At 71.8% G+C, this 23,857-nt stretch carries 21 protein-coding genes; 11 read left to right on the plus strand and 10 right to left on the minus strand.

Features of this window, described 5'->3' with window-relative positions:
- Window positions 1–185: 185 nt before the first annotated feature.
- Window positions 186–818, plus strand: a complete 633-nt coding sequence (locus ACWEV0_RS20165; RefSeq protein ID WP_453150693.1) for a TetR/AcrR family transcriptional regulator — start codon at window positions 186–188, stop codon at window positions 816–818.
- Between the two features lie 4 nt (window positions 819–822).
- On the opposite strand, the gene ACWEV0_RS20170 is transcribed toward ACWEV0_RS20165, so the two are convergent.
- Window positions 823–1,338 (minus strand): hypothetical protein, encoded by a 516-nt coding sequence (locus tag ACWEV0_RS20170; RefSeq protein WP_453150694.1) that lies wholly within the window; start codon window positions 1,336–1,338, stop codon window positions 823–825.
- Between the two features lie 154 nt (window positions 1,339–1,492).
- Between ACWEV0_RS20170 and lon the strand changes: the two genes are divergently transcribed.
- Window positions 1,493–3,904, plus strand: a complete 2,412-nt coding sequence (gene lon / locus ACWEV0_RS20175) for an endopeptidase La (RefSeq protein ID WP_453150695.1) — start codon at window positions 1,493–1,495, stop codon at window positions 3,902–3,904.
- Window positions 3,905–3,977: 73 nt separating this feature from the next.
- Here the strand turns inward: lon and ACWEV0_RS20180 are convergent, their stop codons facing one another.
- On the minus strand, window positions 3,978–5,129 hold the full coding sequence (locus ACWEV0_RS20180; RefSeq protein ID WP_453150696.1) for a carboxylate-amine ligase: 1,152 nt from the start codon (window positions 5,127–5,129) through the stop codon (window positions 3,978–3,980).
- Window positions 5,130–5,389: 260 nt separating this feature from the next.
- Here ACWEV0_RS20180 and ACWEV0_RS20185 point away from each other — a divergent pair, with 260 nt between their 5' ends.
- Window positions 5,390–6,223 carry a helix-turn-helix domain-containing protein gene (locus tag ACWEV0_RS20185; RefSeq protein WP_453150697.1) on the plus strand — a complete coding sequence of 278 codons (834 nt, stop codon included), beginning with the start codon at window positions 5,390–5,392 and terminating at the stop codon, window positions 6,221–6,223.
- Entirely contained in the window at window positions 6,205–6,399 is a 195-nt protein-coding gene (locus tag ACWEV0_RS20190) for a DUF397 domain-containing protein (protein WP_453150698.1), read from the plus strand. Before ACWEV0_RS20185 ends, ACWEV0_RS20190 begins: the two co-directional genes overlap by 19 nt.
- Here the strand turns inward: ACWEV0_RS20190 and ACWEV0_RS20195 are convergent, their stop codons facing one another.
- Window positions 6,400–7,278 (minus strand): lytic polysaccharide monooxygenase auxiliary activity family 9 protein, encoded by an 879-nt coding sequence (locus ACWEV0_RS20195; RefSeq protein WP_453150699.1) that lies wholly within the window; start codon window positions 7,276–7,278, stop codon window positions 6,400–6,402.
- 216 nt (window positions 7,279–7,494) lie between these two features.
- Window positions 7,495–8,346 (minus strand): lysozyme, encoded by an 852-nt coding sequence (locus tag ACWEV0_RS20200; RefSeq protein ID WP_453150700.1) that lies wholly within the window; start codon window positions 8,344–8,346, stop codon window positions 7,495–7,497.
- 244 nt (window positions 8,347–8,590) lie between these two features.
- Between ACWEV0_RS20200 and ACWEV0_RS20205 the strand changes: the two genes are divergently transcribed.
- Window positions 8,591–9,076 carry a MarR family winged helix-turn-helix transcriptional regulator gene (locus ACWEV0_RS20205; RefSeq protein ID WP_453150701.1) on the plus strand — a complete coding sequence of 162 codons (486 nt, stop codon included), beginning with the start codon at window positions 8,591–8,593 and terminating at the stop codon, window positions 9,074–9,076.
- A gap of 18 nt (window positions 9,077–9,094) precedes the next feature.
- Here ACWEV0_RS20205 and ACWEV0_RS20210 read toward each other — a convergent pair whose 3' ends face one another.
- On the minus strand, window positions 9,095–9,880 hold the full coding sequence (locus ACWEV0_RS20210; protein ID WP_453150702.1) for a protein phosphatase 2C domain-containing protein: 786 nt from the start codon (window positions 9,878–9,880) through the stop codon (window positions 9,095–9,097).
- A gap of 373 nt (window positions 9,881–10,253) precedes the next feature.
- Between ACWEV0_RS20210 and ACWEV0_RS20215 the strand changes: the two genes are divergently transcribed.
- From ACWEV0_RS20215 to ACWEV0_RS20235, 5 genes are read left to right on the plus strand one after another with little or no spacing between them, the layout of a single operon-like run.
- Complete coding sequence (locus ACWEV0_RS20215; protein WP_453150703.1) at window positions 10,254–13,031, plus strand: nitrate- and nitrite sensing domain-containing protein; 2,778 nt, start codon at window positions 10,254–10,256, stop codon at window positions 13,029–13,031.
- Complete coding sequence (locus ACWEV0_RS20220; protein ID WP_403792151.1) at window positions 13,028–13,501, plus strand: roadblock/LC7 domain-containing protein; 474 nt, start codon at window positions 13,028–13,030, stop codon at window positions 13,499–13,501. Before ACWEV0_RS20215 ends, ACWEV0_RS20220 begins: the two co-directional genes overlap by 4 nt.
- Entirely contained in the window at window positions 13,498–13,911 is a 414-nt protein-coding gene (locus ACWEV0_RS20225) for a DUF742 domain-containing protein (protein ID WP_453150704.1), read from the plus strand. Before ACWEV0_RS20220 ends, ACWEV0_RS20225 begins: the two co-directional genes overlap by 4 nt.
- Window positions 13,892–14,572 (plus strand): GTP-binding protein, encoded by a 681-nt coding sequence (locus ACWEV0_RS20230; protein WP_453150705.1) that lies wholly within the window; start codon window positions 13,892–13,894, stop codon window positions 14,570–14,572. Before ACWEV0_RS20225 ends, ACWEV0_RS20230 begins: the two co-directional genes overlap by 20 nt.
- A 20-nt stretch (window positions 14,573–14,592) precedes the next feature.
- Window positions 14,593–15,831, plus strand: a complete 1,239-nt coding sequence (locus ACWEV0_RS20235; RefSeq protein WP_453150706.1) for a styrene monooxygenase/indole monooxygenase family protein — start codon at window positions 14,593–14,595, stop codon at window positions 15,829–15,831.
- Here ACWEV0_RS20235 and ACWEV0_RS20240 read toward each other — a convergent pair.
- The 4 genes from ACWEV0_RS20240 to ACWEV0_RS20255 form a co-directional block, all read right to left on the minus strand.
- Window positions 15,801–16,949, minus strand: a complete 1,149-nt coding sequence (locus tag ACWEV0_RS20240) for an NlpC/P60 family protein (RefSeq protein ID WP_453150707.1) — start codon at window positions 16,947–16,949, stop codon at window positions 15,801–15,803. The two genes, ACWEV0_RS20235 and ACWEV0_RS20240, sit on opposite strands and share 31 nt — an antisense overlap.
- A gap of 74 nt (window positions 16,950–17,023) precedes the next feature.
- On the minus strand, window positions 17,024–17,305 hold the full coding sequence (locus ACWEV0_RS20245) for a hypothetical protein (RefSeq protein WP_453150708.1): 282 nt from the start codon (window positions 17,303–17,305) through the stop codon (window positions 17,024–17,026).
- 35 nt (window positions 17,306–17,340) lie between these two features.
- A complete protein-coding gene (locus ACWEV0_RS20250; RefSeq protein WP_453150709.1) occupies window positions 17,341–18,063 on the minus strand; it encodes a TetR/AcrR family transcriptional regulator in 723 nt (240 codons plus the stop codon).
- A 60-nt stretch (window positions 18,064–18,123) separates the two neighbouring features.
- A complete protein-coding gene (locus ACWEV0_RS20255) occupies window positions 18,124–19,059 on the minus strand; it encodes an AurF N-oxygenase family protein (RefSeq protein ID WP_453150710.1) in 936 nt (311 codons plus the stop codon).
- 111 nt (window positions 19,060–19,170) lie between these two features.
- Here ACWEV0_RS20255 and ACWEV0_RS20260 point away from each other — a divergent pair, with 111 nt between their 5' ends.
- Window positions 19,171–20,274 carry a ferritin-like domain-containing protein gene (locus tag ACWEV0_RS20260; RefSeq protein ID WP_453150711.1) on the plus strand — a complete coding sequence of 368 codons (1,104 nt, stop codon included), beginning with the start codon at window positions 19,171–19,173 and terminating at the stop codon, window positions 20,272–20,274.
- Window positions 20,275–20,361: 87 nt separating this feature from the next.
- Here the strand turns inward: ACWEV0_RS20260 and ACWEV0_RS20265 are convergent, their stop codons facing one another.
- Window positions 20,362–23,556, minus strand: coding sequence for a DNRLRE domain-containing protein (locus tag ACWEV0_RS20265; protein WP_453150713.1), 3,195 nt, complete (start codon window positions 23,554–23,556; stop codon window positions 20,362–20,364).
- Window positions 23,557–23,857: the final 301 nt, after the last annotated feature.

A 23,857-nucleotide genomic window follows, 5' to 3' on the forward strand; every position in this document is an offset into this window, starting at 1 on the left:
GACCGGACCGAGGAGGAGACCGTCGCGGCCCTCAAGGACCTCGGCCCGGCCGGCATCATCACCTTCAGCGCGGTCCGGGGATGGCCGAAGGCTAGGGGTGAAAACCGAGTGGGTACTAGGTTTGTGTACTGTGACCTGGATCACGGGGCGGGGGCGGCCCGGAAGGGCGCGGCTAGGGTGGGCCCATGCCGGAGAAGAAGGTCCCCGCGAGCGGGAAAGCCGCAGGCCGGGGTAGTTACGCGGTCGGTGACGCGCGGCGGAGGAAGATCCTCGACACCGCCGTCGAGCACTTCGGGCAGTGGGGCTTCCACGCCTCCTCGCTCGCCCGGATCGCGAACGACTGCGGCATCACCCAGGGCGGACTGCTCCACCACTTCCGCAGCAAGGAGGACCTGCTCCTGTCGGTCCTCGCGCAGAGCGAGCAGCACGACATGGAGCGGCTCTTCGCCGACGAGCCGGAGTCCTACGCCGCCTATCTCGACACCCTCGTCGCCCTGATCGAGGACAACACCCGGCGCCCCGGCATCGTCCGCATGTTCAACGTGCTCGTCGGCGAGTCCGGCAACGTCGGCCACCCCGCCCACGCGTACTTCAAGGAGCGGTACGCGCGCGTGCTCCGGGACACCGTCGCCCTCCTGGAGCGGGCCGTGGAGCGCGGCGAGCTGCGCGCCGGGACCGACTGCCTGGCCGTCGCCCAGGAGCAGCTGGCCGTGATGGACGGCCTCCAGATCCAGTGGGCGCTCGACCCGGAGTCGATGGACATGCCGGCGCGGGTGCGGGACTTCCTGCGGCGGCGGTACGAGGAACTCCGGGCCTGACGGCCTACGGGGCCGTCGGCGGGGCGCCGCCGGGAAGGGCGTCGAAGACGCGCTGGAGCGCGGGCGGGCGGGCCTCGCCGTCCTGGGTGACGACGAGCCGGTGGCCGTACGTGACCTGGTACGTGAACCCGTCGCGGACCGGGCTGCCGGTGGCCCGGTCCGGGACCTCGGCGTAGGCCGGGTCCTCCAGGGCCGCGCGCAGTTCGGCTGTCTGAGTGGGCGTCAGCTGCCCGGAAGCGGGCGGCCTGGTGCCGCGGCGGACGGTGTAGGCGCCGTCGTAGTGGACCACCAGCTTGTTGCTGACCCCGGCGAAGCCGCCGCTGACGCCGACCTCGACCAGGACGTCCTGGGGCGCGGGCTCCTCGGTCGTACGGGTGGCCGCGCTGCTCGCCGGGCTCCCGGTCGGCGGCGCCGCCGGGGCCTGGCCGCAGCCGGTCACGGCGACGGCCGCGGCGAGGACGGCCGCGGCGCCGAACCTGCGCCCGTACCGCTTCGCGTACTCCCGCTTCACGTACTCCATGGCCCGAGCATGCCCGTTCCGGCGGGCCCGCGCAGGACGCGTGACGAGTGATCGCTCAGAGCGAACGCGGGGCGGGGAACAATCGCGGGCTCACATGCATTGAGTCGGCATAGCTCAACTTGATTGACTGCGATTGACTGCCGAAGGGGAGATCATGGCTTCTGAGTCCATGGCGTCCGCGCCGCTCACTCTGCCTGTGCTGCCGCTCGACGACGAGGTCGTGCTGCCCGGAATGGTGGTGCCGCTGGACCTGTCCGACAACGACGTGCGGGCCGCGGTCGAGGCCGCGCAGGCCGCCGCGCGCGGTGGCACCGGGAAGCCCAGGGTGCTGCTCGTGCCCCGGGTGGACGGGACGTACGCGGCCACCGGTGTGCTCGGCACGGTCGAGCAGGTCGGGCGGCTCTCCGACGGCGACCCCGGCGCGCTGATCCGCGGCCGCGGCCGCGTGCGCATCGGAGCCGGGACGACCGGGCCCGGCGGGGCGCTGTGGGTCGAGGGCGCCGTCGTCGAGGAGACGCTGCCGGAGCCGCTGCCCGGCGCCGTGACCGAGCTGGTCAAGGAGTACAAGGCGCTGGCCACCAGCTGGCTGAAGAAGCGCGGCGCCTGGCAGGTCGTCGACCGCGTGCAGCAGATCGAAGGCGTGGGCGCGCTCGCCGACAACGCCGGATACTCGCCCTTCCTGACGGTCGAGCAGAAGGTCGCGCTTCTGGAGACCGCCGACCCGGTCGCCCGGCTGAAGCTCGCCACCTCGCAGCTGCGCGACCACCTGGCCGAGCAGGACGTCGCCGAGACCATCGCCAAGGACGTCCAGGAGGGCGTCGACAAGCAGCAGCGCGAGTTCCTGCTGCGCCGCCAGCTCGAAGCCGTCCGCAAGGAGCTGCGCGAGCTCAACGGCGAGAAGGACGCCGACGAGTCCGACGACTACCGCGCCCGCGTCGAGGCCGCCGACCTGCCCGAGAAGGTCCGCGAGGCGGCCCTCAAGGAGGTCGAGAAGCTGGAGCGGTCGAGCGACCAGTCCCCGGAGGGGTCCTGGATCCGCACCTGGCTCGACACCGTGCTCGAACTGCCGTGGAACGAGCGCACCGAGGACGCGTACGACATCCAGGGCGCCAAGGCCGTCCTGGACGCCGAGCACGCCGGCCTGGAGGACGTGAAGGAGCGCATCACCGAGTACCTGGCCGTGCGCAAGCGGCGCGCCGAGCGCGGCCTCGGCGTCGTGGGCGGCCGTCGCGGCGGCGCCGTGCTCGCCCTCGTCGGCCCGCCCGGCGTCGGCAAGACCTCGCTCGGCGAGTCCGTCGCGCACGCGATGGGCCGGAAGTTCGTCCGGGTCGCCCTCGGCGGCGTCCGGGACGAGGCCGAGATCCGCGGCCACCGGCGGACGTACGTGGGCGCGCTGCCCGGCCGGATCGTCCGGGCGATCAAGGAGGCCGGGTCCATGAACCCGGTGGTGCTGCTCGACGAGATCGACAAGGTCGGCTCCGACTTCCGCGGCGACCCGGCGGCAGCCCTCCTCGAAGTCCTCGACCCGGCACAGAACCACACCTTCCGCGACCACTACCTGGAGGTCGAACTCGACCTGAGCGACGTCGTGTTCCTCGCGACGGCGAACGTCCTGGAGGCCATCCCGGAGGCCCTGCTCGACCGCATGGAGCTGGTCCGCCTCGACGGCTACACCGAGGACGAGAAGGTCGTCATCGCCCGTGACCACCTGCTGCCCCGGCAGCTGGAGCGGGCCGGCCTGGAGAAGGGCGAGGTCGTCCTGGAGGAGTCGGCGCTGCGCAAGCTGGCCGGCGAGTACACCCGGGAGGCGGGCGTCCGCACCCTGGAGCGCTCGATCGCCCGGCTGCTTCGCAAGGTGGCCGCCCAGCACGAACTGGGCGAGCGGGAGCTGCCGTTCACCATCGGCGAGGGCGAGCTGCGCGACCTGATCGGCCGCCCGCACCACGTGCCCGAGTCCGCCCAGGACCCGGCCGAGCGCCGCACGTCCGTGCCCGGTGTCGCCACCGGTCTGGCCGTGACCGGAGCCGGCGGTGACGTCCTCTTCGTGGAGGCGTCGCTCGCCGACCCGGAGACGGGCGCGGCGGGTCTGACCCTCACCGGCCAGCTGGGCGACGTGATGAAGGAGTCCGCGCAGATCGCGCTCTCCTTCCTGCGCTCGCACGGCGCGGAGCTGGAGCTGCCCGTCACCGGCCTCAAGGACCGCGGCGTGCACATCCACTTCCCGGCGGGCGCGGTCCCGAAGGACGGCCCGAGCGCCGGCATCACGATGACGACGGCGCTCGCCTCGCTCCTGTCGGGCCGGCTGGTCCGCACGGACGTCGCGATGACCGGCGAGGTCTCCCTCACCGGCCGGGTCCTGCCCATCGGCGGCCTGAAGCAGAAGCTCCTCGCCGCCCACCGCGCGGGCATCACGACCGTCGTGATCCCCAAGCGGAACGAGGCCGACCTCGACGACGTCCCCGCCGAGATCCTGGAGAAGCTGGAGGTCCACCCGGTCACGGACGTCCGCCAGGTCCTGGAGATCGCCCTGACCCCGGCGGCGGTCGCCGTGAGCGCGGCGGCGTAAGGCACTCGCACGCGACAGCGGTGGGGCGCCCTCCCCCGGGAGGGCGCCCCACCGCCGTCTCACGCGGGGTTGGTCACGCGGGGTTGGTACGGCGCACGGCGTCGGCGACGACCGGGGCCAGACTCGCGCCGCCGGTGTGCGCCGCGCGCTGGAGATCGGCCCCGGTGCCCCGGGCGAGGATCAGCTCGGTGCCGCGCACGGCCCGGTCGAGGTCGCCCGCGTCCCGCAGAGCCGGGGTCACATGGTCGATCAGGGCCTCCAGGACGTCGGCGGCCGGAGCCGGCCGCCAGGTCAGCGGGTGCAGCAGCCGGCCGCCGAGGCCGTAACGGCTGGCCTGCCAGGCGGCCAGGCGCAGCAGGACGGTCGGCACCGGGTCGGCCTCCACCCCGGCCCGCCAGGCCCGGGCCTCGGTCTCCACCAGGGCGCGGACGAGCAGCGCGAGGAGCAGGGCGTCCTCCATGTGCAGGCACACGTCGCCGACCCGCACCTCCACCGTCGGATAGCTGCGGGACAGCCGGGCGTCGAAGTAGACCATGTGGTCGTCGACGAGCACCTCGCTCGCCAGCATGGCCCGGGTGGTCTCCTCCAGCGCGTCCACGTCGCCGAACAGCTCGGTCGGCCCGGCCATCGGCCAGCGCGACCAGAGCTGGTGCCGCCAGCTCGCGTACCCGGTGTCCTCACCCTGCCAGAACGGCGAGTTCGCACTGAGCGCGAGCAGCGGCGCGAGCCACGGCCGGATCCGGTCCAGGACACCGACGCCCTCCTCGGGCGAGGTGAGGTGGACGTGGACGTGACAGGCGCAGGTGAGCTTGTCGTCGACGAGACGGGCGTACCGGTCCTCGATGCGCCGATAGCGCTCGGCGGGGTTGAGGACCTGCTCGAAGCGCATCGGCGCGGTCGCGAGCGCCGCCACCGCCACCCCGGCCTCCTTGGCCGCGGCCGCCGCGGTGGCCCGGGCCTGACGCAGCTGGTCGGCGAGCTCGTCCGCCGTGGCGCACGGCCTGGTGCCGATCTCCAGCATCTCGCAGTACAACTCCGGCTTCACCGGCTCGCCCCGGTCGGCCTCCGGCAGCACATCGGCGTGCCAGGCGGCGATCTCGGTGACGGTCCCGGACAGCGGCTGGGGAAGCCCGGTCGCGGGATCGACCAGGAGCAGCTCCTCCTCGACCCCGATCGTGCGCAGTCCTTGCCCGCGGTGGTACTCCCACCGCTCCTCATTCCGCATGGAGTGCTCTCTCCTTCACGGTCGGACGACGTGCGCTGACGGCCGTTCGAACAGAGCATTCCCGAAGGACGTCCACGGATGACCCGACTCCGCTTGTTCTGGTACGGATGGCGTGAAATCGACACCCGAAGGGAGGACGTCCGCGTGATTCCCGTTCGAGTGAATTTCCCGCTTTTGCGTATCGGGGCGGCGGGTGAATCCGTAGGGTCGGGAGTGGCTACGGGGGTGGCAACTGAACTGTCGGGTCGGGGAGTTGAGCCATGGGTCAGGCAAAACGGCAGGAAGCGTGGGAATTCTTCGGCGAGCTGCTGAAGGAGCGCCGGGAGGCGGCGGGACTCACGCAGAGCGAATTGGGCGCGCGGGTGTTCGTCTCGTCGGCGTACATCGGCCTGTTCGAGCAGGGCATCCGGAAACCGCAGCTGGATCTGGCGAAGATGTTCGACGACGTGCTGAAGACGGGGGGTCTGTTCGAACGGACGTGGCGGAAGCTGATCAATCGGTCGCCGTACGCGTCGTACTTCCAGGCGGCGGCGGAGCTGGAGGACCTGGCGACGACGATCTGCGAGTTCGAATCCACTTCCGTGCCGGGACTGCTCCAGACCCCCGCCTACGCACGAGCCGTTACCCTCGCCAGCAATCCGCTCGCCACCGACGAGTACCTGGAGGACACCGTCAAGGGGCGGGTAGAGCGGTCCGCAATTCTCAGGGACGCCACCCGGCCCATGTATTGGGTGATCCTGCACGAGACGGCGCTGCGCATCCCGGTCGGAGGCTCGGCGGTCATGGCCGAACAGCTGGACCACCTCCTGGCGGCCGTGCGCGAGCGCAAGGTGCTGATCCAGGTGCTGCCCTTCTCTGTGGGCGCGTATCCCCAGATGGGCAAGCCACTCAAGCTCATGGAGTTCGAGGATCAGCCTCCAACGGCCTATACGGAGGCGGTGTATTCGGGCAATCTGCTGGACGATCCGGCGGTGGTGAAGCGAGCTCAGGCGACCTACGATCTGCTCAGGGCCGCCGCGCTGTCGCCGGAGGCGTCCCTGGCCCTGATCGAATCGGCGGCGGAGGACTACAGACGATGCGCGCCTACGACCTGACCAACGCCCATTGGTTCAAGAGCTCTTACAGCGACGGCGACGGCGGCAACTGCGTAGAGATTACGTACGACTGCGTCGGTGTCGTCCCCGTCCGTGACAGCAAGGTGCCCGCCGGCCCGGTCATCGTGGTGGCCGCGCCGGCTTGGGCGTCCTTCGTCGCCGGGCTCAAGGGCTGATCAGGACTCGTTGCTCCGGCGGCGGGCCAGGAGCACGCTGCCCGCGCCGAAGGCGGCCAGCGCGCCCGCGCCCGCGAGGGCCAGTGGCAGCGGGGAGTCCGGTGCCTCGGCGGTGTCGGCGGAGAGGGCCGGCGGCTGCTCGTCGCCGCCGTGGCCCGCGTGGCTGACCGTGGAGAGGGTGGCACCGGCCGCGATCTCGGTCTCGGTCGGGGCCTGCGCGGCCGTGGCGGTGGTGGCCGTACCGCCGAAGGTGACGTCCGAGCAGCTGTAGAACGCCTCGGGGCTGTCGTTGCGCTGCCAGATCATGTAGACGATGTGGCGGCCGGTGCGGGCCGGGAGGTTGCCGTCGAACGCGTAGTAGCCGTCCGTGGAGGTGCGGGTGGTGTTGTACACCGCGACCGGCGTGGTGTCGAGGTCGGACCACCTGAGCGGCTGCGTCGGGTCGAAGCCCGGCTTGGTGATGTACATGGTCATGGTGCCGGAGTGCGGGGCGGTGACCCGGATCCTGAAGCCGAAGGTGCCGGACTTGACGGCCGTGGCCGGCCAGTCGGTGCGGGCCCAGTCGAGCGCGCGGTACTTGTCGCGGTTCGCCGAGCAGAGCTTGCCGTCCGGGATGAGGGCCTGGTGGTTGCCGTCGGCGTTGGCGATGTTGACCTCGTTCCAGTCGTACAGCGGCTGGGTGCCCGAGTCGGCGACGAGGTCCTTGCACACCTGCGACTTGGGAGTCTCGGGTCCCTCCGCGTAACAGGCGGCGATTCTGCTGACCGGGTTGAAGACGGCGCCGTGGGCCTGGGCGACGGTCGGGGTGAGGGCGGTGAGCGCGGCCGCCGCTGACGCTGCTGCGGCGACGAGGGCGGGGATCCGGCGGGAGGACGGCATGCGGGGGCTCTCTCTCGTGCGTGGGGGAGTACGGGAGTACGGGCGAGCAACTCACGTGCGGCGCACGGCAGTTGCGGTTTCCGACGCCACCAGAGGGTCGCATTGGTCCATACCAATGAGCAAGAGGGGGAGCGGAAGTAACCCCTGGGTACGAAAACGGCGGGCCCGGGAGGCGTTGCCGCCCCGGAGTCCCGCCGCCATGCCGTCGTGTCCGGCTCAGCCGTTCGCCAGCGCCTGCACCCGCGTGTAGTCGCCGTTGAAGTGGTCGTGGTCGCCCACCGTCGGGCCGGAGGAGGTGTACTGCCACATCGTGTAGTACGACCAGCCCGCCGGCAGCGTGCCGACGTCCGTCGCGTAGCGCGCGATCCACAGCGGGTTGGTGGACGCGAAGCCGCCGTAGTTGCCGGTGCACTGGGTCCACCAGCTGGTCGCCGTGTAGATCACCGGGTCCCGGCCGGTCCGGTACTTGTAGCGGTTCACGAAGTCCTGGATCCAGGCCACCATCCCGGACTGCGTCTTGCCGTAGCAGGTCGCGCCGTACGGGTTCCACTCGATGTCCAGCGCCCCCGGCAGCGTCTTGCCGTCCCTGGACCAGCCGCCGCCGTTGTTGACGAAGTAGTCCGCCTGCGCCGCGCCGGTCGTGGTGTCGGGCGTCGCGAAGTGGTACGTGCCGCGGATCATGCCCACGTTGTACGAGCCGTTGTACTGCTGGGTGAAGTACGTGTTCTTGTAGTACGTGCCTTCCGTGGCCTTGACGTAGGCCCACCGCACTCCGCTGTTCCACAGCGTCGACCAGTCCACGTTCCCGTTGTGGCCGGAGACGTCGACTCCCTCGGTCTGGACGGCCTGGAGCGTGAAGCCGCCGCTCGGCTTTCCGCCCTGGCCGTCGTGGGCGATGACGCCCATGCCCATCCAGGCGGAGCCGCGCTCGGGGATCTTCTGGGCGGCGGCGGCGCGGGCGTCGGCGTCGGCGGCGTCGGCCGTGCCCGCGAGGGAGAGGGGGAGGAGGAGGGTCAGGGCCGCGAGGGCGGCGCCGGCGAGGGATGTCCCGGATCTGTGCACACGCATTGCGTGCCTCCGAAAGGCTCGGTGGGGGGAGCGGGGAGACATGTTCTGAGGGCATGCTCTGAAGACATGTTCTGAACATGTCAGGCGGGTCGCCGACAACGACGCTACGCACGTAGACCCGCCGGCGGAAGGGGGCCTGGGTGCTGCCGTTGGTCTACGCCTGCGAAATACTGCAACGAGCTGCGGCGATGGCCGCGGCTGGAAGAAACTTTCAGCGAGCGGAAAGCGCACGAGGGGTGCTGACGTGCACGGAAGCGGTACGGGGAGTGAATCCGGACCCAAGGGCGGGAGTGGTGTGGACCAGGAGTTCCTCGCCCTGGAGCGCGAACTGGCGGTCTTCCTGCGCCGCGCCCGCGCCCAGTCCGGCGAGATGGCCCGCGAGGTCCACCCCGAACTGGAGCCCGCGGCCTACGGCCTCTTCGTCCGGCTCGACGAGGCCGGACCCCAGCGCGCCACCGACCTGGCCGGCTGGTTCGGCGTCGGCAAGGCCACGATGAGCCGCCAGCTGCGCGCCCTGGAGGAGCTCGGACTGGTCGCCCGCGACCCCGACCCGGCCGACGGCCGCGCCTCCCTGGTCCGGCTCACCGAGGAGGGGCAGGGCCGTTTCCGGCACGTACGGGACGCCCGCCGCGAGCGGTACGTGCGCAAGCTCGCCGACTGGGACCGCGCCGAGGTCGCGGAACTGGCCCGGCTGCTCCACCACTTCAACGTCCGGTCGGCGGAGGGCTGACCCGCGCACCCATCGCGGCTACAGCTCCGCGTACACCGCCGTCGCGTCGTCGTGGAGCTTCCACCGCCGGGCCGGGCCCCCCGCCCTCGCGTCCGCCGCCTCCAGCGCCCGCACCCGCTCGATCAGCCCCTGCGGGCCCTCCTTCGCCAGCACCGCGAACAGGTCCGCCCAGTCGCCCGCCCCGAACAGCTCCACCCACCGGGTCGCGCCGTCCGTGAGCGCCGCGAGCGCGCGGACCTCCGGCCTCGGGGTCGTACCGGTCACCGCCCGGGCCGCCACGGACGGGTCGGCGGCCGCCGTGAAGAAGCCGCCCTCGCGGTTGCGCAGCCGGTCCGTGGCCTCCAGGGAGCGCAGGACCTCGTCCGGGACGCGGTCGAGCCGGTCGTCGAGCACCGCCCGTACCGTGCCGTCCGGGGACCGCAGCAGTAGCGCCGCGTCGGACAGGACGAGGTGTTCCACCGTCGCCTCGTCCCAGCGCGCCATGGCCACCGTCGCCTGCGGAGTGCGGACGTGAGAAAGGTCACAGGTGCCCCGATGGGCGTCCGCGGTGCGCCGGATTGCCAGCGACAGAATCTCGGACAGCGTCAGATCGGCGCGTGAAGCGGACAGTTCCGTCAAAGCGCCGCCGAGTCTGGCGGTGAACCAGGGCACCCCGTGCACACAACCGTCATCACCCTTCGGGGGCGTCACCCCGTCCAGGACGACCACGGTGCCGCCCGCCCCCGAGGCGGCCAGAGCCGTGGCCGACCAGTCCTCGTTGGGGCGTTCGGGACTGCCGGGGAAGGTCGCCGTTTCGGTCCGCATGATCCGCAGTCTGCCCCGCCCGCGGCCCGCTCTGCATCACTCCTTCACATCCCCTCCAAACGGCCGAAATTGGCCTGTACCAAAGGAGTGCGAAGGGTGCGGAAGGCCGGAACCGGGACCTCCGTGAAGCTGCGGCGGGGCATCCTGCCAAAGGGCGCGCGGAAGATCCAACCGGCGGTAAGCCCGGAGCCCCGGCGCCCACCGGCACGAGTTGTTAGCCAACTACTGAGTGTTGTTCACTCGTTCGGGTGGCGCAGCGGCCGATGCGAGTCCCCCGACCAGAACCGCTGAAATGGTCGGAAGACACACCAGGGGTGGGGGCTCTTACATGTGACCGGTCGTCACCTCTGCTTCATGGGCGGACGAGTCGAGAATGCGAGCACCGGTGCAGAACACCCCCCCGGCCCCGGCCGGCCGTACCAAGCGGGTCCGCAGCAGGCTCTTCGCCGGCGTCGCCCTGGTCGGCGTCACCGTGCTCGCCGCAGGCGCCCCCGCGGTCCTCGCCGCCTCCGCCGACCTCGACGAGTCCGTCAACCTGGTCGCGCTCGCCGAACTCGACCAGCAGGCCGTCACCCTCGCCCATTCCCTCTCCGACGAGCGCGACGAGGTCGTCGCGTACATCGCCGCGGGCCGCGACGACCAGCAGGGCGACGGCAAGGACAAGAAGCGGATCAGCGGCGCCAGGTCCGCCCGCGTCGACCGCCAGATCGACGAGATCCGCGCCGCCGCCCCCGCCGACCTGCGCCGCGAGCTCGCCGCCCTGCCCTCCATCCGGCGCACCGCGCTGACCGGCAAGGGCACCGCCCTGGAGGCGCACAAGGCGTACACCGACGTCATCGGCAAGCTCCAGGAGCTCTCCGACGAGCTCGCCGAGCGCACCCCGGCCCGTGCCGCCGAGGCCGTGCGGGCGCCCGCCGCCCTCGGCCGGGCCACCGAGCAGGCGTCCGCCGAGCGCGGGCTGCTGCTCGCCGCGCTCGCCGTGCCCAGGCCCGCGACCACCAGCACCACCACCCGCTACGACCCGGTCACCGGCACGTACGTCACCGAGGCGGCCGAAGGCGCCGACGAGGACGAGCGGAACCGGAACGCGCTCACCGCCGCCGCCTCGCAGGCCCGGGTCCGCGAACTCGCCGCCCTCGCCGACTTCGACCAGGCCGCCACCGCGCCCGCCCGCGACTCGCTCGCCGCCGGTGTCACCGGCCCCGACGTCAAGGACGCCGAGCGCTACCTGGCCCGGCTCACCGACCGGCCCGAGCTCTCCGAGTCCGAGCTGAACACCGACCCGGCCAAGCTGGACGCCGCGCTCTCCGCCCGCATCGAGCAGATGCGCGGCGTCGAGTCCGCCCTCGCCACCCAGCGCGCCGAGCGCCTCGCCCAGCTCCGCCAGGACGACGTCACCGCGCTCGAACTGCGCGTCGCCTTCCTCGGCGGCTGCCTGCTCGTCGCCGTCGGCGTCGCCACCTATGTGGCCCGCTCGCTCACCCGGCCGCTCGCCGTGCTGCGCATCGGCGCCGCGCGCCTCGCCGCCGCGCCGGAGCCGCAGGCCGAGGAGCCGATCCGGTTCACCGGCCGCAACGACGAGTTCGCCCAGGTCGTCCGGTCCCTCAACACGCTCCAGGGCAAGCTCGCCGCCCTCGCCGCCCGGGTCGAGCAGCTCGACGGCGAGCGCGCCGACCTGGCCGGGGCCCGCGAGGCCGTCGCCGCCGAGCTGGCCGCCCAGCGCGCCGAACTCCAGGGCCAGAACGCGCTGCTCACCGCCGAACTGGAGCGGCTGCGCGGCACGGTCCAGCACACCTTCGTCAACCTCTCGCTGCGCAGCCTCGGGCTCGTCGAGCGCCAGCTCGGCGTCATCGAGAAGCTGGAGGAGCGCGAGCAGGACCCGGACCGGCTCGCCACCCTCTTCAAGCTCGACCACATGGCGACCGTCATGCGCCGGCACAGCGAGAACCTCCTCGTCCTCGCCGGCCACGAGCACCACCACGGCCACCCGGGCCCGGTCCCGCTCGTCGACGTGCTGCGCGCAGCCGTCAGCGAGATCGAGCGCTACGAGCGGGTCAGCATCCAGTCGCTCCCGCCGCACACCCAGATCGCCGGCTTCGCCGCCGACGACCTGAGCCACCTGGTCGCCGAACTCCTGGAGAACGCGACCTCCTTCTCGCCGCCCGACACCCAGGTCCAGCTCTCCGGCTGGCTCCTGGAGTCCGGCGAGGTCATGCTCTCGGTCCAGGACGGCGGCATCGGCATCGCGCCCGACCGCCTGGCCGAGCTGAACGCGCGGCTCGCCGCCCCCGAGGTCACCGGCACGGACGGCGAGGGCCTCGGCATCCGGGTCACGGCGCTGCTCGCGGCGCGGCACGGCGTGCGGGTCGAGCTGCGCGAGCAGAAGCAGGGCGGCGTCGCCGCGGTCGTCGTGCTGCCGCTGCCGCTTCTCCCCACCGCCCCGCCGACCGCCGTTCCTCCCACGGTCACGGTCGCCGGTGTCTCCCCGGCCCCGGTCCTCACCCTCCCCGGATCGGTCGCCGAGGCCAACTCCAACACCCTGCCGTCACGCCATCGCGACCCGCTGGTCGAGGCGGCGGAACGGGCCATCGCCGAAGCCGAAGCAGAGGCCGAGGCGGAGGCCGCGGCGACGGACGTCGAGTCGGCGCAGCCCGTACAGTCCGAGCCCGTACAGCCTGAGCCCGCGCCCGTCGAGACCCACGTCGAGCCCGCGCCCGTCGAGACCCACGTCGAGCCCGCGCCCGTCGAGACCCTCGCCGAGACCACCCTCGAGATCCGGCTGCCGCAGCCGCCGCCCGAGCCCGAGGCCCACGAGCGCGTGGCGGACGAGACGGACGTGCCCGCCCCGGCGCCCGAGCCCGTACCGGAGCCGGAGCCGGAGCCCGAGCCCGGCCCCCGCCCCGGACAGTGGGAGCGGGTCACCGACAAGGGACTGCCCAAGCGCACGCCGCGGATAGTGCGCCAGGAGAAGACGGCCACCACGCCGATACGCCGTGGCGGCGTGGACGCCGAGGCGCTGCGCCGCCGGCTCGGAGGCTTCCAGCGGGGGGCCGCCAACGGCCGCCGTGACGTGGCCGACGAGATCCGGGCCGCACAGACAGCACGTACCGAGGAGAACACGGGGGACACAGTCGAGGAGGCACGCAGTTGACCGCGACCGGAACATTCGGGCTGAGCAGTGAGGCCCGCAACCTGCAATGGCTGCTGGGCAACCTGGTCGAGGAGGTGCCGGGGGTCCGCTCCGTGGCCGTGGTGTCGTCCGACGGGCTGCTCCTGCTCTCGTCGGACCCGGACGTCCAGGGCACGGCCGACCGGCCCACCGGGCCGCGCGGTTCCACCGCCGACCTCGCCACCATCGTCTCGGGCATCGGCAGCCTCACCGTGGGCGCCGCCCGGCTGATGGACGGCGGCGGGGTCAAGCAGACCATGGTCGCCATGGACGAGGGCAGCGTCTTCGTCATGTCGATCAGCGACGGCTCGCTGCTCGGCGTGCACGCGGAGCCCGACTGCGACATGAGCGTCGTCGCGTACCACATGGCGCTCTTCGTGGGCCGCGCCGGGCACGTCCTGACGCCGGAACTCCGCAGCGAACTGGCGAAGTCCATGGAGAGCTACCAGTGACGTCCGCGACCCACGCCCATCGGCTGCCGATACGCGGGGAGGGGCGCCGCCCCTCCCGGGTCCGTCCCTACTCGCTCACCGGCGGCCGCACCCGCTTCGGCCACGTGCTCCTCGTGGAGACCTTCGTGGCCGCGCTGGAGGCCACGCCCGCCCGCAAGGCGCTGACCGACGGTGGGCCCGCCGCGCGCGGCCTCATGCCGGAGATGCGGGCCATCGTCGAGATCTGCCGCCGGATGCGGACCGTCGCGGAGATCTCGGCGCTTCTGAAGATGCCGTTGGGTGTCGTCCGGGTGCTGCTCAGCGACCTGGCCGACCAGGGAAAGATCCGTGTGTACGGGACCGGTCACGGCACCGACCGTCCCGACCGCGCGCTCCTCGAAAGGGTGCTGAGTGGACTCCGTCGTCTCTGACGAAACCGACGCGCCGGTACTCGCCGGCATCCCCGCCCAGCCCACGGGAGGCGAGGCCGACAGCGCGCCCGATCCCGAGGACGGCGCCCAGGACTGGCAGCTGGACCACACCCGCGCCCCGATAGCGACCAAGGTCGTCGTCGCGGGCGGCTTCGGCGTCGGCAAGACCACCTTCGTCCGCGCGGTCTCGGAGATCACTCCGCTGCAGACCGAGGCGCTGATGACGCGGGCGAGCGAGGACACCGACGACCTCACCGCCACGCCGGACAAGCTGACCACGACCGTGGCGATGGACTTCGGCCGGATCACGCTCGACGACGACCTGGTCCTGTACGTCTTCGGCACGCCGGGCCAGGAGCGCTTCTGGTTCATGTGGGACGACCTGGTGCGCGGGGCGATCGGGGCGATCGTGCTCGCCGACACGCGCCGGCTGACCGACTGCTTCCCCGCCCTCGACTACTTCGAGAGCTGCGGCCTGCCGTACATCGTGGCCGTCAACCACTTCGAGGGCACCGAGCGCTTCGAGGAGGCGGACGTCCGGGACGCGCTGACCGTGCCCGCGCACGTGCCCGTCATGATCATGGACGCGCGCAAGCGGTACAGCGTGGTCGAGACGCTGCTCGCGACGGTCGAGCACGCTCTCGAAGCAACCCCCGAGTAAACCCCAGGAGCCTCCCCGCCATGCGGAAGATACTCATAGTGGGGGCCGGTCAGTCCGGCCTCCAGCTCGCCCTCGGACTGCAGTCCAAGGGCTACGAAGTCACCCTCATGTCCAACCGGACGGCGGACGAGATCCGTTCCGGGCGGGTCATGTCCACGCAGTGCATGTTCGACACCGCGCTCCAGCACGAGCGCGACCTGGGCATCAACTTCTGGGAGTCCCAGGCCCCGCGGATCGAGGGCCTCGGCGTCTCCGTCGCCGCGCCGGACGGCACGCGGGCGATCGACTGGGTCGGGAGGCTCGACGGGTACGCGCAGTCCGTCGACCAGCGCGTGAAGATGGCCGGCTGGCTGGAGACCTTCGCCCAGCGCGGCGGCCAGCTCGTCATCCACGGCGCCGCCGTCGGCGACCTCGACTACTTCGCGCGCGGCTACGACCTGGTGCTCGTCGCGGCCGGCAAGGGCGAACTGGTCTCGATGTTCGGCCGGGACGCCGACCGCTCCCCGTACGGCGAACCGCAGCGCGCGCTCGCGGTCTCCTATGTGCACGGGCTCGGCCCGCGCCCCGAGCACCCTGACTTCGACGCGGTGCGCTGCAACCTGGTGCCGGGCGTCGGCGAGCTGTTCGTGATGCCGACCCTCACCACCTCCGGCCGCGCCGACATCCTCTTCTGGGAGGGCGTCCCGGGCGGCCCGGTCGACGCCTTCAAGGGCGTGAAGGACCCGGCGGACCACCTGGCGCTCACCCTGGAGCTCATGGAGAAGTTCACGCCGTGGGAGTACGCGCGCGCCACGAAGGTCGAACTGACCGACGCGGGCGGCACGCTGGCGGGCCGTTACGCCCCGACCGTACGCAACCCGATCGGCCGGCTGCCCGGCGGCGGCCTGGTCCTGGGCGTCGCCGACGTGGTCGTCGCGAACGACCCGATCACCGGCCAGGGCGCCAACTCGGCCGCCAAGTGCGCCGCCGCCTACCTCGACTCGATCGTCGGGCACGGCGACCGCCCCTTCGACGAGGCGTGGATGCGGGCCACCTTCGACCGCTACTGGGACACCGCGCGGCACGTCACCAAGTGGACCAACGCGATGCTGGGCGTCCCGCCGGAGCACGTGCTCAGCCTGATCGGCGCGGCCGGTCAGCTGCAGCCGGTCGCCGACCGCTTCGCCAACGGCTTCGACGACCCGGCGGACTTCGAGAACTTCTTCTTCGAGCCGGAGAAGACCGCCGCCTATCTGGAGTCGGTGGCGTCCGGGGCCTGATCGCCCGAGAAGCCTTCGTCCGCGCCGTCCGTGGCTCCCGCCGGGAGCTCGGGCGGCGCGAACGTCTTCAGGGGCGAGCCGTCCGGGTCGGGGCGGACGGCGCCGAGGAAGGGGTTGGCGGCGAGCGGGGAGACCTTGACGCGGGCCCCGGGGCGGGGGGCGTGGACGACCAGGCCGTCGCCGAGGTAGAGGGCGATGTGGGTGGCCTCGGGGAAGTAGACGACCAGGTCGCCGGGGCGCAGCTCGCTCAGCGGGACGCGGGGGAGGGTCTGCCACTGTTCCTGGCTGGTGCGGGGGAGTTCCCGGCCGGCCGCCGCCCAGGCCCGCTGGGTGAGGCCCGAGCAGTCGTAGGTGTCGGGGCCCTCCGCGCCCCACTCGTACGGCTTGCCGATCTGGCGCACGGCGAAGCGCAGCGCCTCGGCGCCCTCGGCGGAGGGGGTGCGGTGGCCCGCGAGCGCGCCGGAGCCGAGGAGCTGGCTCTGGGCGCCGGCGGTCTGCGTGGTCTCCAGGGAGGTGAGGCGGGCGAGCTGGTCGGCGCTGAGCGAGGCGAGCAGCCCCTCGACCTGGCGGAGCTTCGTCCGGACCGTCTCCTGCTGCTTCTTCCGGCCGTCGAGGAGCGTCTTGCGCTGCTCCAGGGCCTTGCGGGAGGCCGTGGCCAGGGCGTCGGCCTTCTTCTCGGCGGCCTGGAGGCGGGTGACGACGGTGGCGCGGGCGCGTGCCGCCCGGGCGAGGAGGTGGCTCTCGTCCAGGGCGTGCTGCGGGTCGGGCGCGAGCAGCAGGCCGAGGTACGGGGAGAGTTCGGAGCGGCCCTGGTACTGCTTCCGGGCGAGGCGCCCGGCCTCGTTCCGGCTCTTCTCCAGGGCGCGGCGGGCGGCGGTCAGCTCGGCGCCGGTGCGCCTGGTGTCGGCGGTCTGCCGCTTGAGGGCCTCGTCGGCGGCGTTGTACGCCTCGCTGGCCTGCTCGGTCTCCTGGTAGAGGGTGCGGAGGCGGGTGAGCAGGCCGCCGACGGAGTCGGTGGGGTCGGTCGGTGCGCCGGGGGCGGCCGTCGCCGTCCCGGCCAGCGTCGTCAGGGCGAACACGCTCGTGCAGACCGTGCGCAGCAGGCGTCGTCCCGGCACGTCATCACCTCCACCTGGATGATGACGTGACGAATGGTGTGATTACCGGACGATCGGGGTGGTGTCCCGCCCGCTCACTCGGACGGCGCACCCGACGGCTTCGACCACGGCCACTTCAGCTCCCGGCGCTCCCGCCCCTCCGGCGCGTACTCGTACACCCAGCCGCGCTGCAGCCCGAGCCGCTTGGTGTAGCCGGCCGGCTCGCGGCGGTACGCGTACACCGTCGCCGGGTGCCCGTCGTGGGCCGGGACGGGCACCTCGTACCACTTCGGCGGGTGTCCGGTGGGGCCGGTCAGGATCGGCAGCACCTTGCCGTCGAGGGGGCCGCCACGGAAGGGGGTGTTCTCGCTTCTCACCCCACCAGTGTCCCCTCCGGCGCCGGGGGAGGAGATCAGAGGAGGTGCGCGGCCTCGCTCACCACCGGGAGCACGCCGCGTGCCAGGCGCCCCACCGGCCCCGCCGCCCGCTCCTGGGCGAGCAGCCGCGTCGCCACGCCGGCCGTCTCCGGGTCGCTCGCGGCCGTCGCCGTGAGCAGCGCCACCAGATGGTCGACCAGCCAGTCGCGCAGCTCCGCGGCCGGCGGCCGCTTGCCCTCGTCGACCCAGATCAGCGACGCCGCCTCGACGGCCGCGATCCAGGTCCGCACCATCATCCCGAAGCGCGGACCGGGCCGCTCCACGCCCAGGTGGAACAGGATCTGCTCGGCCGCGGCCCGCCGCACCTCGTCGACGATCGCGCTGGTCCGGGAGGTCTCGGCGACGCTCCCGCCGCGCAGCAGGGCCGCGAAGCCCGCGTCGTGCTCGTCGACGAAGGCCAGATAGCGGTCCAGGACCCGGGCGAGCCGCTCGGTCGGCGGGCCGGCCGGCGGCTCGGCGAAGCAGCGCTCCAGGGCGTCGGCCGAGGAACGCAGCGCCGCCTCGTACAGCTGCTGCTTGCCGCCCGGGAAGTAGCGGTAGACGAGCGGCCGGGAGACCCCCGCCACCTCGGCCACGTCGTCGAGCGACACGTCCTCCGGCGGCCGGTGCGCGAAGAGCGTCTGGGCCGCGTCGAGCAGCTGGATCCGCCGCTCCTCGACGCTGAGCCGGCGGTACGCGGGCGAGGCGGGACTCGTCATGTCCGCAGCGTAACCCCGCACCGCCGGCCGGGAGCGGGCTCTGCGGGAACCCAGGGGATCTCAGGCCAGCAGCCCCGACGACTTCCACAGGCGCCGGCCCGCGCCCCGCAGCACCCCGACGTCGTCCAGGAAGTCGGTGAGCCGCTTCGCGCCCGACTGCATCACCTCGCGGCGGTGGCCGCTCGCCTTCACCTGGGCCACGGCCTCGCGGCGGTCCAGGCCCACGTTCTCGTACACGGCCGGGTTCACGAAGCAGACCGAGAAGACCCGGGCCGCCTCGCCGCAGCTCAGCCGGGTGAACTCCTGCTCCCAGCGCGGCGCGGTGGCCATCTGGCGGCGCAGCTCCTCCCGCGCGTACCGGACGTGGCGGGCCTCCTCGACCACGTGGATGCGGGTGACGCCGCGGACCAGGGGCTGCACCCGCTCGTCCGGGAAGGTCAGCCGCTGCATCCAGTCGAGGATCTCCTCGCCGAGCAGGGTCGCGGCGAAGGAGCCGGGGGTGGTGGAGACGGCCTTCAGGACGCGGCCGAGGTTGTGGTAGACCCGCGGCACCGGGTACGCGGGCGTCCCGCCGCGCCGGATCAGCCGGGCGAACATCATCGAGTGCCGGCACTCGTCGGCGATCTCGGTGAGCGCGTAGCGGACGTGGTTGCCGGTGAGCGGCTTGTCGTAGATGTGCCGGACGAGCAGCTGCATCAGGATGATCTCGAACCAGATGCCGAGCGAGGCGAGCGAGGCGGCCTCGTGCTGCGAGAGCGCGATCCGCTGCTCCTCGGACATCTTCCGCCACAGCGGGGTGCCGTAGAGGGAGACCAGCTCGGGCGGCCAGAACCACTTGCCGTCCTCGAAGGGAGCTTCCCAGTCGAGCTCGGTGTCGGGGTCGAAGGAGTGCCTGGCGGAGGACTCCAGGAGCCGTTCGGCGACCTGCTCGCGGTCGCGCAGCGGGCCCAGGGCGTCCCGCAGGAGGGCGAAGTCGGGCTCGGTGAGGCGGGGCATGCCACTTATAAGACTCCCCGTCAGTAACGTCGTCAATCCCTCACGCACGACTTGTTGACCCTGCGTCTACCAACGTGTGAGCCTGCTGGAAACCGAAGGAAGGAGCCGTCCGTGTCGATGCACGACCTCTACGCGCAGGCCCCCAAGGAGTCGCTCTGGCAGGTGCCGGCCGGCGGCGCCGCCCGCTTCAACTGGGAGTACGACGAGGGACGCGACCGCCTCCTCGCCCTCTACCAGAAGGGCAAGGACAAGCAGTGGGACGGCGCCACGCGCATCGACTGGGACCTGGAGGTCGACCCGTACGACCCGCTGGGCACCCCCGACGAGGCCATGTCCCTCTACGGCACCCGGCACTGGGCCAGGATGACCGAGAAGGACAAGGGCGAGCTGCGCCGGCACTACGCCTCCTGGCAGTTCAGCCAGTTCCTGCACGGCGAGCAGGGCGCGATGATCTGCGCCGCCCGGATCGTGGAGTCCGTGCCCGACCTCGACGCCAAGTTCTACTCGGCCACCCAGACCATGGACGAGGCCCGGCACGCCGAGATCTACGGGCGCTTCCTGCACGAGAAGATCGGCATGCTCTACCCGATCAACGACAACCTGCAGAGCCTGCTCGGCGACACCCTGCGCGACTCCCGCTGGGACATGCCCTACCTCGGCATGCAGGTGCTCATCGAGGGCCTCGCGCTCGCCGCCTTCGGCATGATCCGGGACACCACCGACAAGCCGCTGCCCAAGCAGATCCTGGCGTACGTGATGCAGGACGAGGCCCGGCACGTGGCCTTCGGGCGGATGGCGCTGCGCGACTACTACCGGCAGCTCACCGACGCCGAACTGCGCGAGCGCGAGGAGTTCGTGATCGAGGGCTGCTATCTGATGCGGGACCGGCTGCGCGGGGTCGAGGTCCTGGAGAACTTCGGCATCCCGAAGAAGGAGGCCGAGGCGCTCAGCGAGCAGAGCGAGTTCCTGCACCTCTTCCGCAAGCTCCTGTTCAGCCGGATCGTGCCCTGCGTCAAGGACATCGGGCTGTGGGGCGAGCGGCTCCAGAAGGCGTACCTCGACATGGGCGTCTTCGATCTGGGCGACTCCAACCTCGACCTGCTGATGACCCAGGACGAGGAGATCGCCGAGGCGCTGGACCGGGAGCGGTTCGCGGCGGAGGAGCAGGAGCGGGTCGCGGAGGTCGAGGCGGCGATCGCGGACGGGTCCGAGTAACTCGTACGGGAGGTCCTACGGGAAAGGGGTGAGCCCCCGGCGCCGTGATCGGCGCGCCGGGGGCTCACCCCTTTCGGGCTTCCGGGACTACCCGAACGCCTTCTTCACCATCCAGCCCGACGAGATCACCGTCTTCACGGCGGAGTTGGTGTTCGTCGTGGACGGGTTGTAGATCGCCATGTGGCCGTCCGAGACGAACAGCGCCCAGATGTCCGGGATGCCGTCGCTGTTGAGGTCCGGCACGCCGATCGCGTACTTGACGTTGGCGTCGGTCCAGCCGGTGCCGAAGGACTCGTCGCCGGCGACGGAGTTGGCCGCGAGCGCGATCGAGTTGAGGTCGACGCTGCCCGTACCCGTGCCCGGCTTGCCGCGGCGCAGGTACATGTTGCCGTTGTCCATGTTCCGCCAGAGCAGGTCGGGCGTGCCGTCCTTGTTCATGTCGGCCAGGTTGACGATGTCACGGCGGGCCCAGGCGGTGCCCTCCTCGAGGGTGGCCGTCTGGATGCTGCCGCCGCTGTAGCCGGAGAGGATCCAGAACGCGGTGCCGGCCTTCACGGTGAAGTCGGGCATCTTGTCGCCGGTGATGTCGCCGACGGCCTTGAGCGTGTCCCAGGTGGACGGCGCGGGCGCGTTGGCCGGGAGCCGGACCTTCATGCGCTTGTTGACGTCGAAGGAGCCGTAGCCGTCGCCCGGGTAGAGCCAGAAACCGCCGTCCGGGGTGCGGGCGAACAGGTCCGTGGTGCCGTCGCCGGGGTAGGCGTCCGCGTAGTGCGCGATCAGGGCGGCCTTGCCGGTGGCCGGGTCGTACCAGTGCCCGGCCGGGTCGAGCGCCGGCTTGCCGTCCGCGCCCATGACGTACGAGGAGGACAGCTTCTGGTACAGCTCGCCGTTGGTCTGGCCCGGGTACGTCTTCAGGTTGCCGTTCTCGTCGACGACCAGCAGGTCGGCGATGCCGTCGCCGCCCACGTCGCCGGGGGTGTCGGCGGTGTTCTTCGGCGGCACGTAGAAGGTGTAGTCGGTGCGTGCGCTGGGGTTGCCGAGGTTGTCGTACGCGTACACCTGAAGGGTGTTCGGGCCGGAGTTCGGCGGCCGCAGGTCGGGCACCGTGGCCACGCCGCCGGTGGCGTTGACCGACACGGGGGCCACGCCGCCCCAGGCCCAGGTGAACCTGACCGCCTCGGGGGACTCGAAGGTGGCCGGGCCGGTCGTGCCGAAGGGCTGCGTCGCCCAGACCGTGCCGTCGGCGTTGACCGGCAGCCACACGTCACTGGTGACGACGGGCTGCGAGGGGCCGCTCGGGTCGACCGTGATGCGGCAGGGCTCGGTGCCCGGCGGGTAGTTGGTCGAGGTCGCCGGGGTGGGCGAGTTGGAGTCCTGGGCCATCGCGTCCCAGGAGAACGTGGTGGTGGTCGTGAGGTCCTTGAGCAGCGGGTCGGTGACCGGGATGGTGAGCGACTTGGTGTCGCCGCCCGCGGCGAACGTGACGTAGGTACCGGCCGGGACCGTGCCGCCGGTCTTCCAGAAGCGGAAGCGGACCTTGCTCAGGTTGTTGTCGGGGTCCTTGGCGGTCACCGTCAGCGTGATGTTGGTCTTGCCGACGGTCACGCCCGCGCCGGGGCCGGGCGTGCAGGCGCCGCCGGGCTTCGAGGAGCCGTTGTAGGGCTCGTTGGGGTTGCGGTTGTACGTGGCCTCGACGACCGCGGTCGTCGCCTTGAACTTGCGCCAGGTCTGGACGTCGGACTCGCTGGTGGCCCGCATGCCCAGGGTGAGGCTCGAATAGCCCTTGTCCGTCACGTACTGGGCGGCGGCCTTCACGTTGAACGCCTCGTAGTCGTCCGGGCAGGAGGTCGACCAGCCGTGCGCGAAGGACTTGCGCTGGATCTCGTCCGACCAGCTCGGCTGGGCGTTCCACGTGGTGCTCGACGAGATGGAGCCGGTGCGCCACAGCTGGAACTCACGGGTGGTGCAGGACCAGGAGTGGTTGTTGAGCACCTTGAAGGTCGCGGAGCTGATGTCCGCGCCCTTGATCTTGCTGTCCCAGTCCATCCGCCAGAACGAGCGGGCGGTGCCGCCGGTCTCGCTCTCGTGGCCGACGCGGGCGTCGGAGGTGCCGGAGGAGAAGTTGGTGCCGTTGTAGAAGCTGGTGCTCGGGTACGGCTTGTAGGCCACCGTCCACGCCTGCCAGCCCGGGGCCAGCGAGGGGTCGACGAACAGCGGGTAGGTGACGTCCTTGCGGTCGGCAAGTCCGGTCGCGGCGAAGCCGACCTTCAGGTGGGCGGTGCCGGTGCCCTCGCCGTCCAGGCCCATCGGCAGCTGCGCGGACTGCGCGCCCGGCTCGACGCCGGTGAGGCCGGAGAGCTTCAGGACGTCGGCGGGGGTGCCGGTCGCCGTGCGGTGCTCGGTGCCGCCGGGCAGCTCGGGGTCACGGCCGCTGGAGTCCCAGGCGAACGGCGTGGGGACCGAGCCGATCTCCTTGCCGTCCTTGCCGAGGATCTGGACGCGGTTGGCCTTGTCGTCGCGCCGGAAGACGGCGTCATCGGCGTGCAGCCCGTACGAGACGGTGGCGAGCGCCTTGCTGTGCGCGGCCTCGGGGGTCTTGACGATCAGGGCTTGGGCCAGACCGCCCTCCTCGCGGGCCACGAGCAGCAGGTCGACGCCCGGCAGCACCTCGGAGTAGAGGGCGCGGGGGCCGTCGAGCACCGGCTCGGGCAGCGGTCCCGGCCAGGTGTACGCGACGGTGTGACCGGCGAGCTCCACCTCGGCGAGCAGCGTCTCGCCCGGCGTCTCGGCGCGGGTGAAGGAGCGGTCGGCGCGCGGATGCGGAGCGTTGCCGCTCGCGAAGCGGACCGGAACGGGAGCGTTCACCGGAGCGATGCCAAGTCCCTTGGGGGCCTTGGGCGTTCGCTTCAGGGTGTTGTCGACCGGGGCCCAGTGACCGGCGGCGTTCTTCGCCCGGACCGGGGCCGCGTTGATCCGGACCTTGAACTGCCCGTCGGGCAGCGCCCAGGTGAGCGAGGTGGCGGTGGTGGCGGTGTCGACGAGGACCTGCTTGTGGGTGCGCAGGGCCTCGGTGACGGCGGCGGCCTCGTCGCGCGGGCCGGTCGAGGCGGGCGTGGCGTCGGTGGCGCCGCCGGCGGTGGTGGGGGTCGTGCCGCCGGGGTGCCACCAGGGCAGGAGGGCGGCGGTCAGTGCGGCCAGCACGAGGCCTAGGGTCAGCGACAGCCGCGTGCGCGTGCGCACGAATGGGCTGAGATATCGGGGATATCGGGGCGGCGCGGTCACGGCGGTCTACTCCCGTGGGAACCAAGCGGATTGAGGACAGCACAGACAGCCCCGGTCGGCAGGCCGCGGGGCAGAAGGCGCGCACACGATCACACATGCGAAGATCCACGTCTACGCGTGTCGAAGTTGTGAATCCGTTATGCAAAAGCGGAACCGATACGAAGTTGTATCCAGCGAGTCCGGTTCAGGCCTATTTCTGGGGTTGTAATGATCACGTTCGACCCTTTCGCGGGCAAGGATCTGAAAGGCCGTTAGCGGAGTGATCTGATCCGTTTCGCCGCGTGACAGGGATCACCTTGTG

Source organism: Streptomyces sp. NPDC003943 (genome assembly GCF_053605265.1).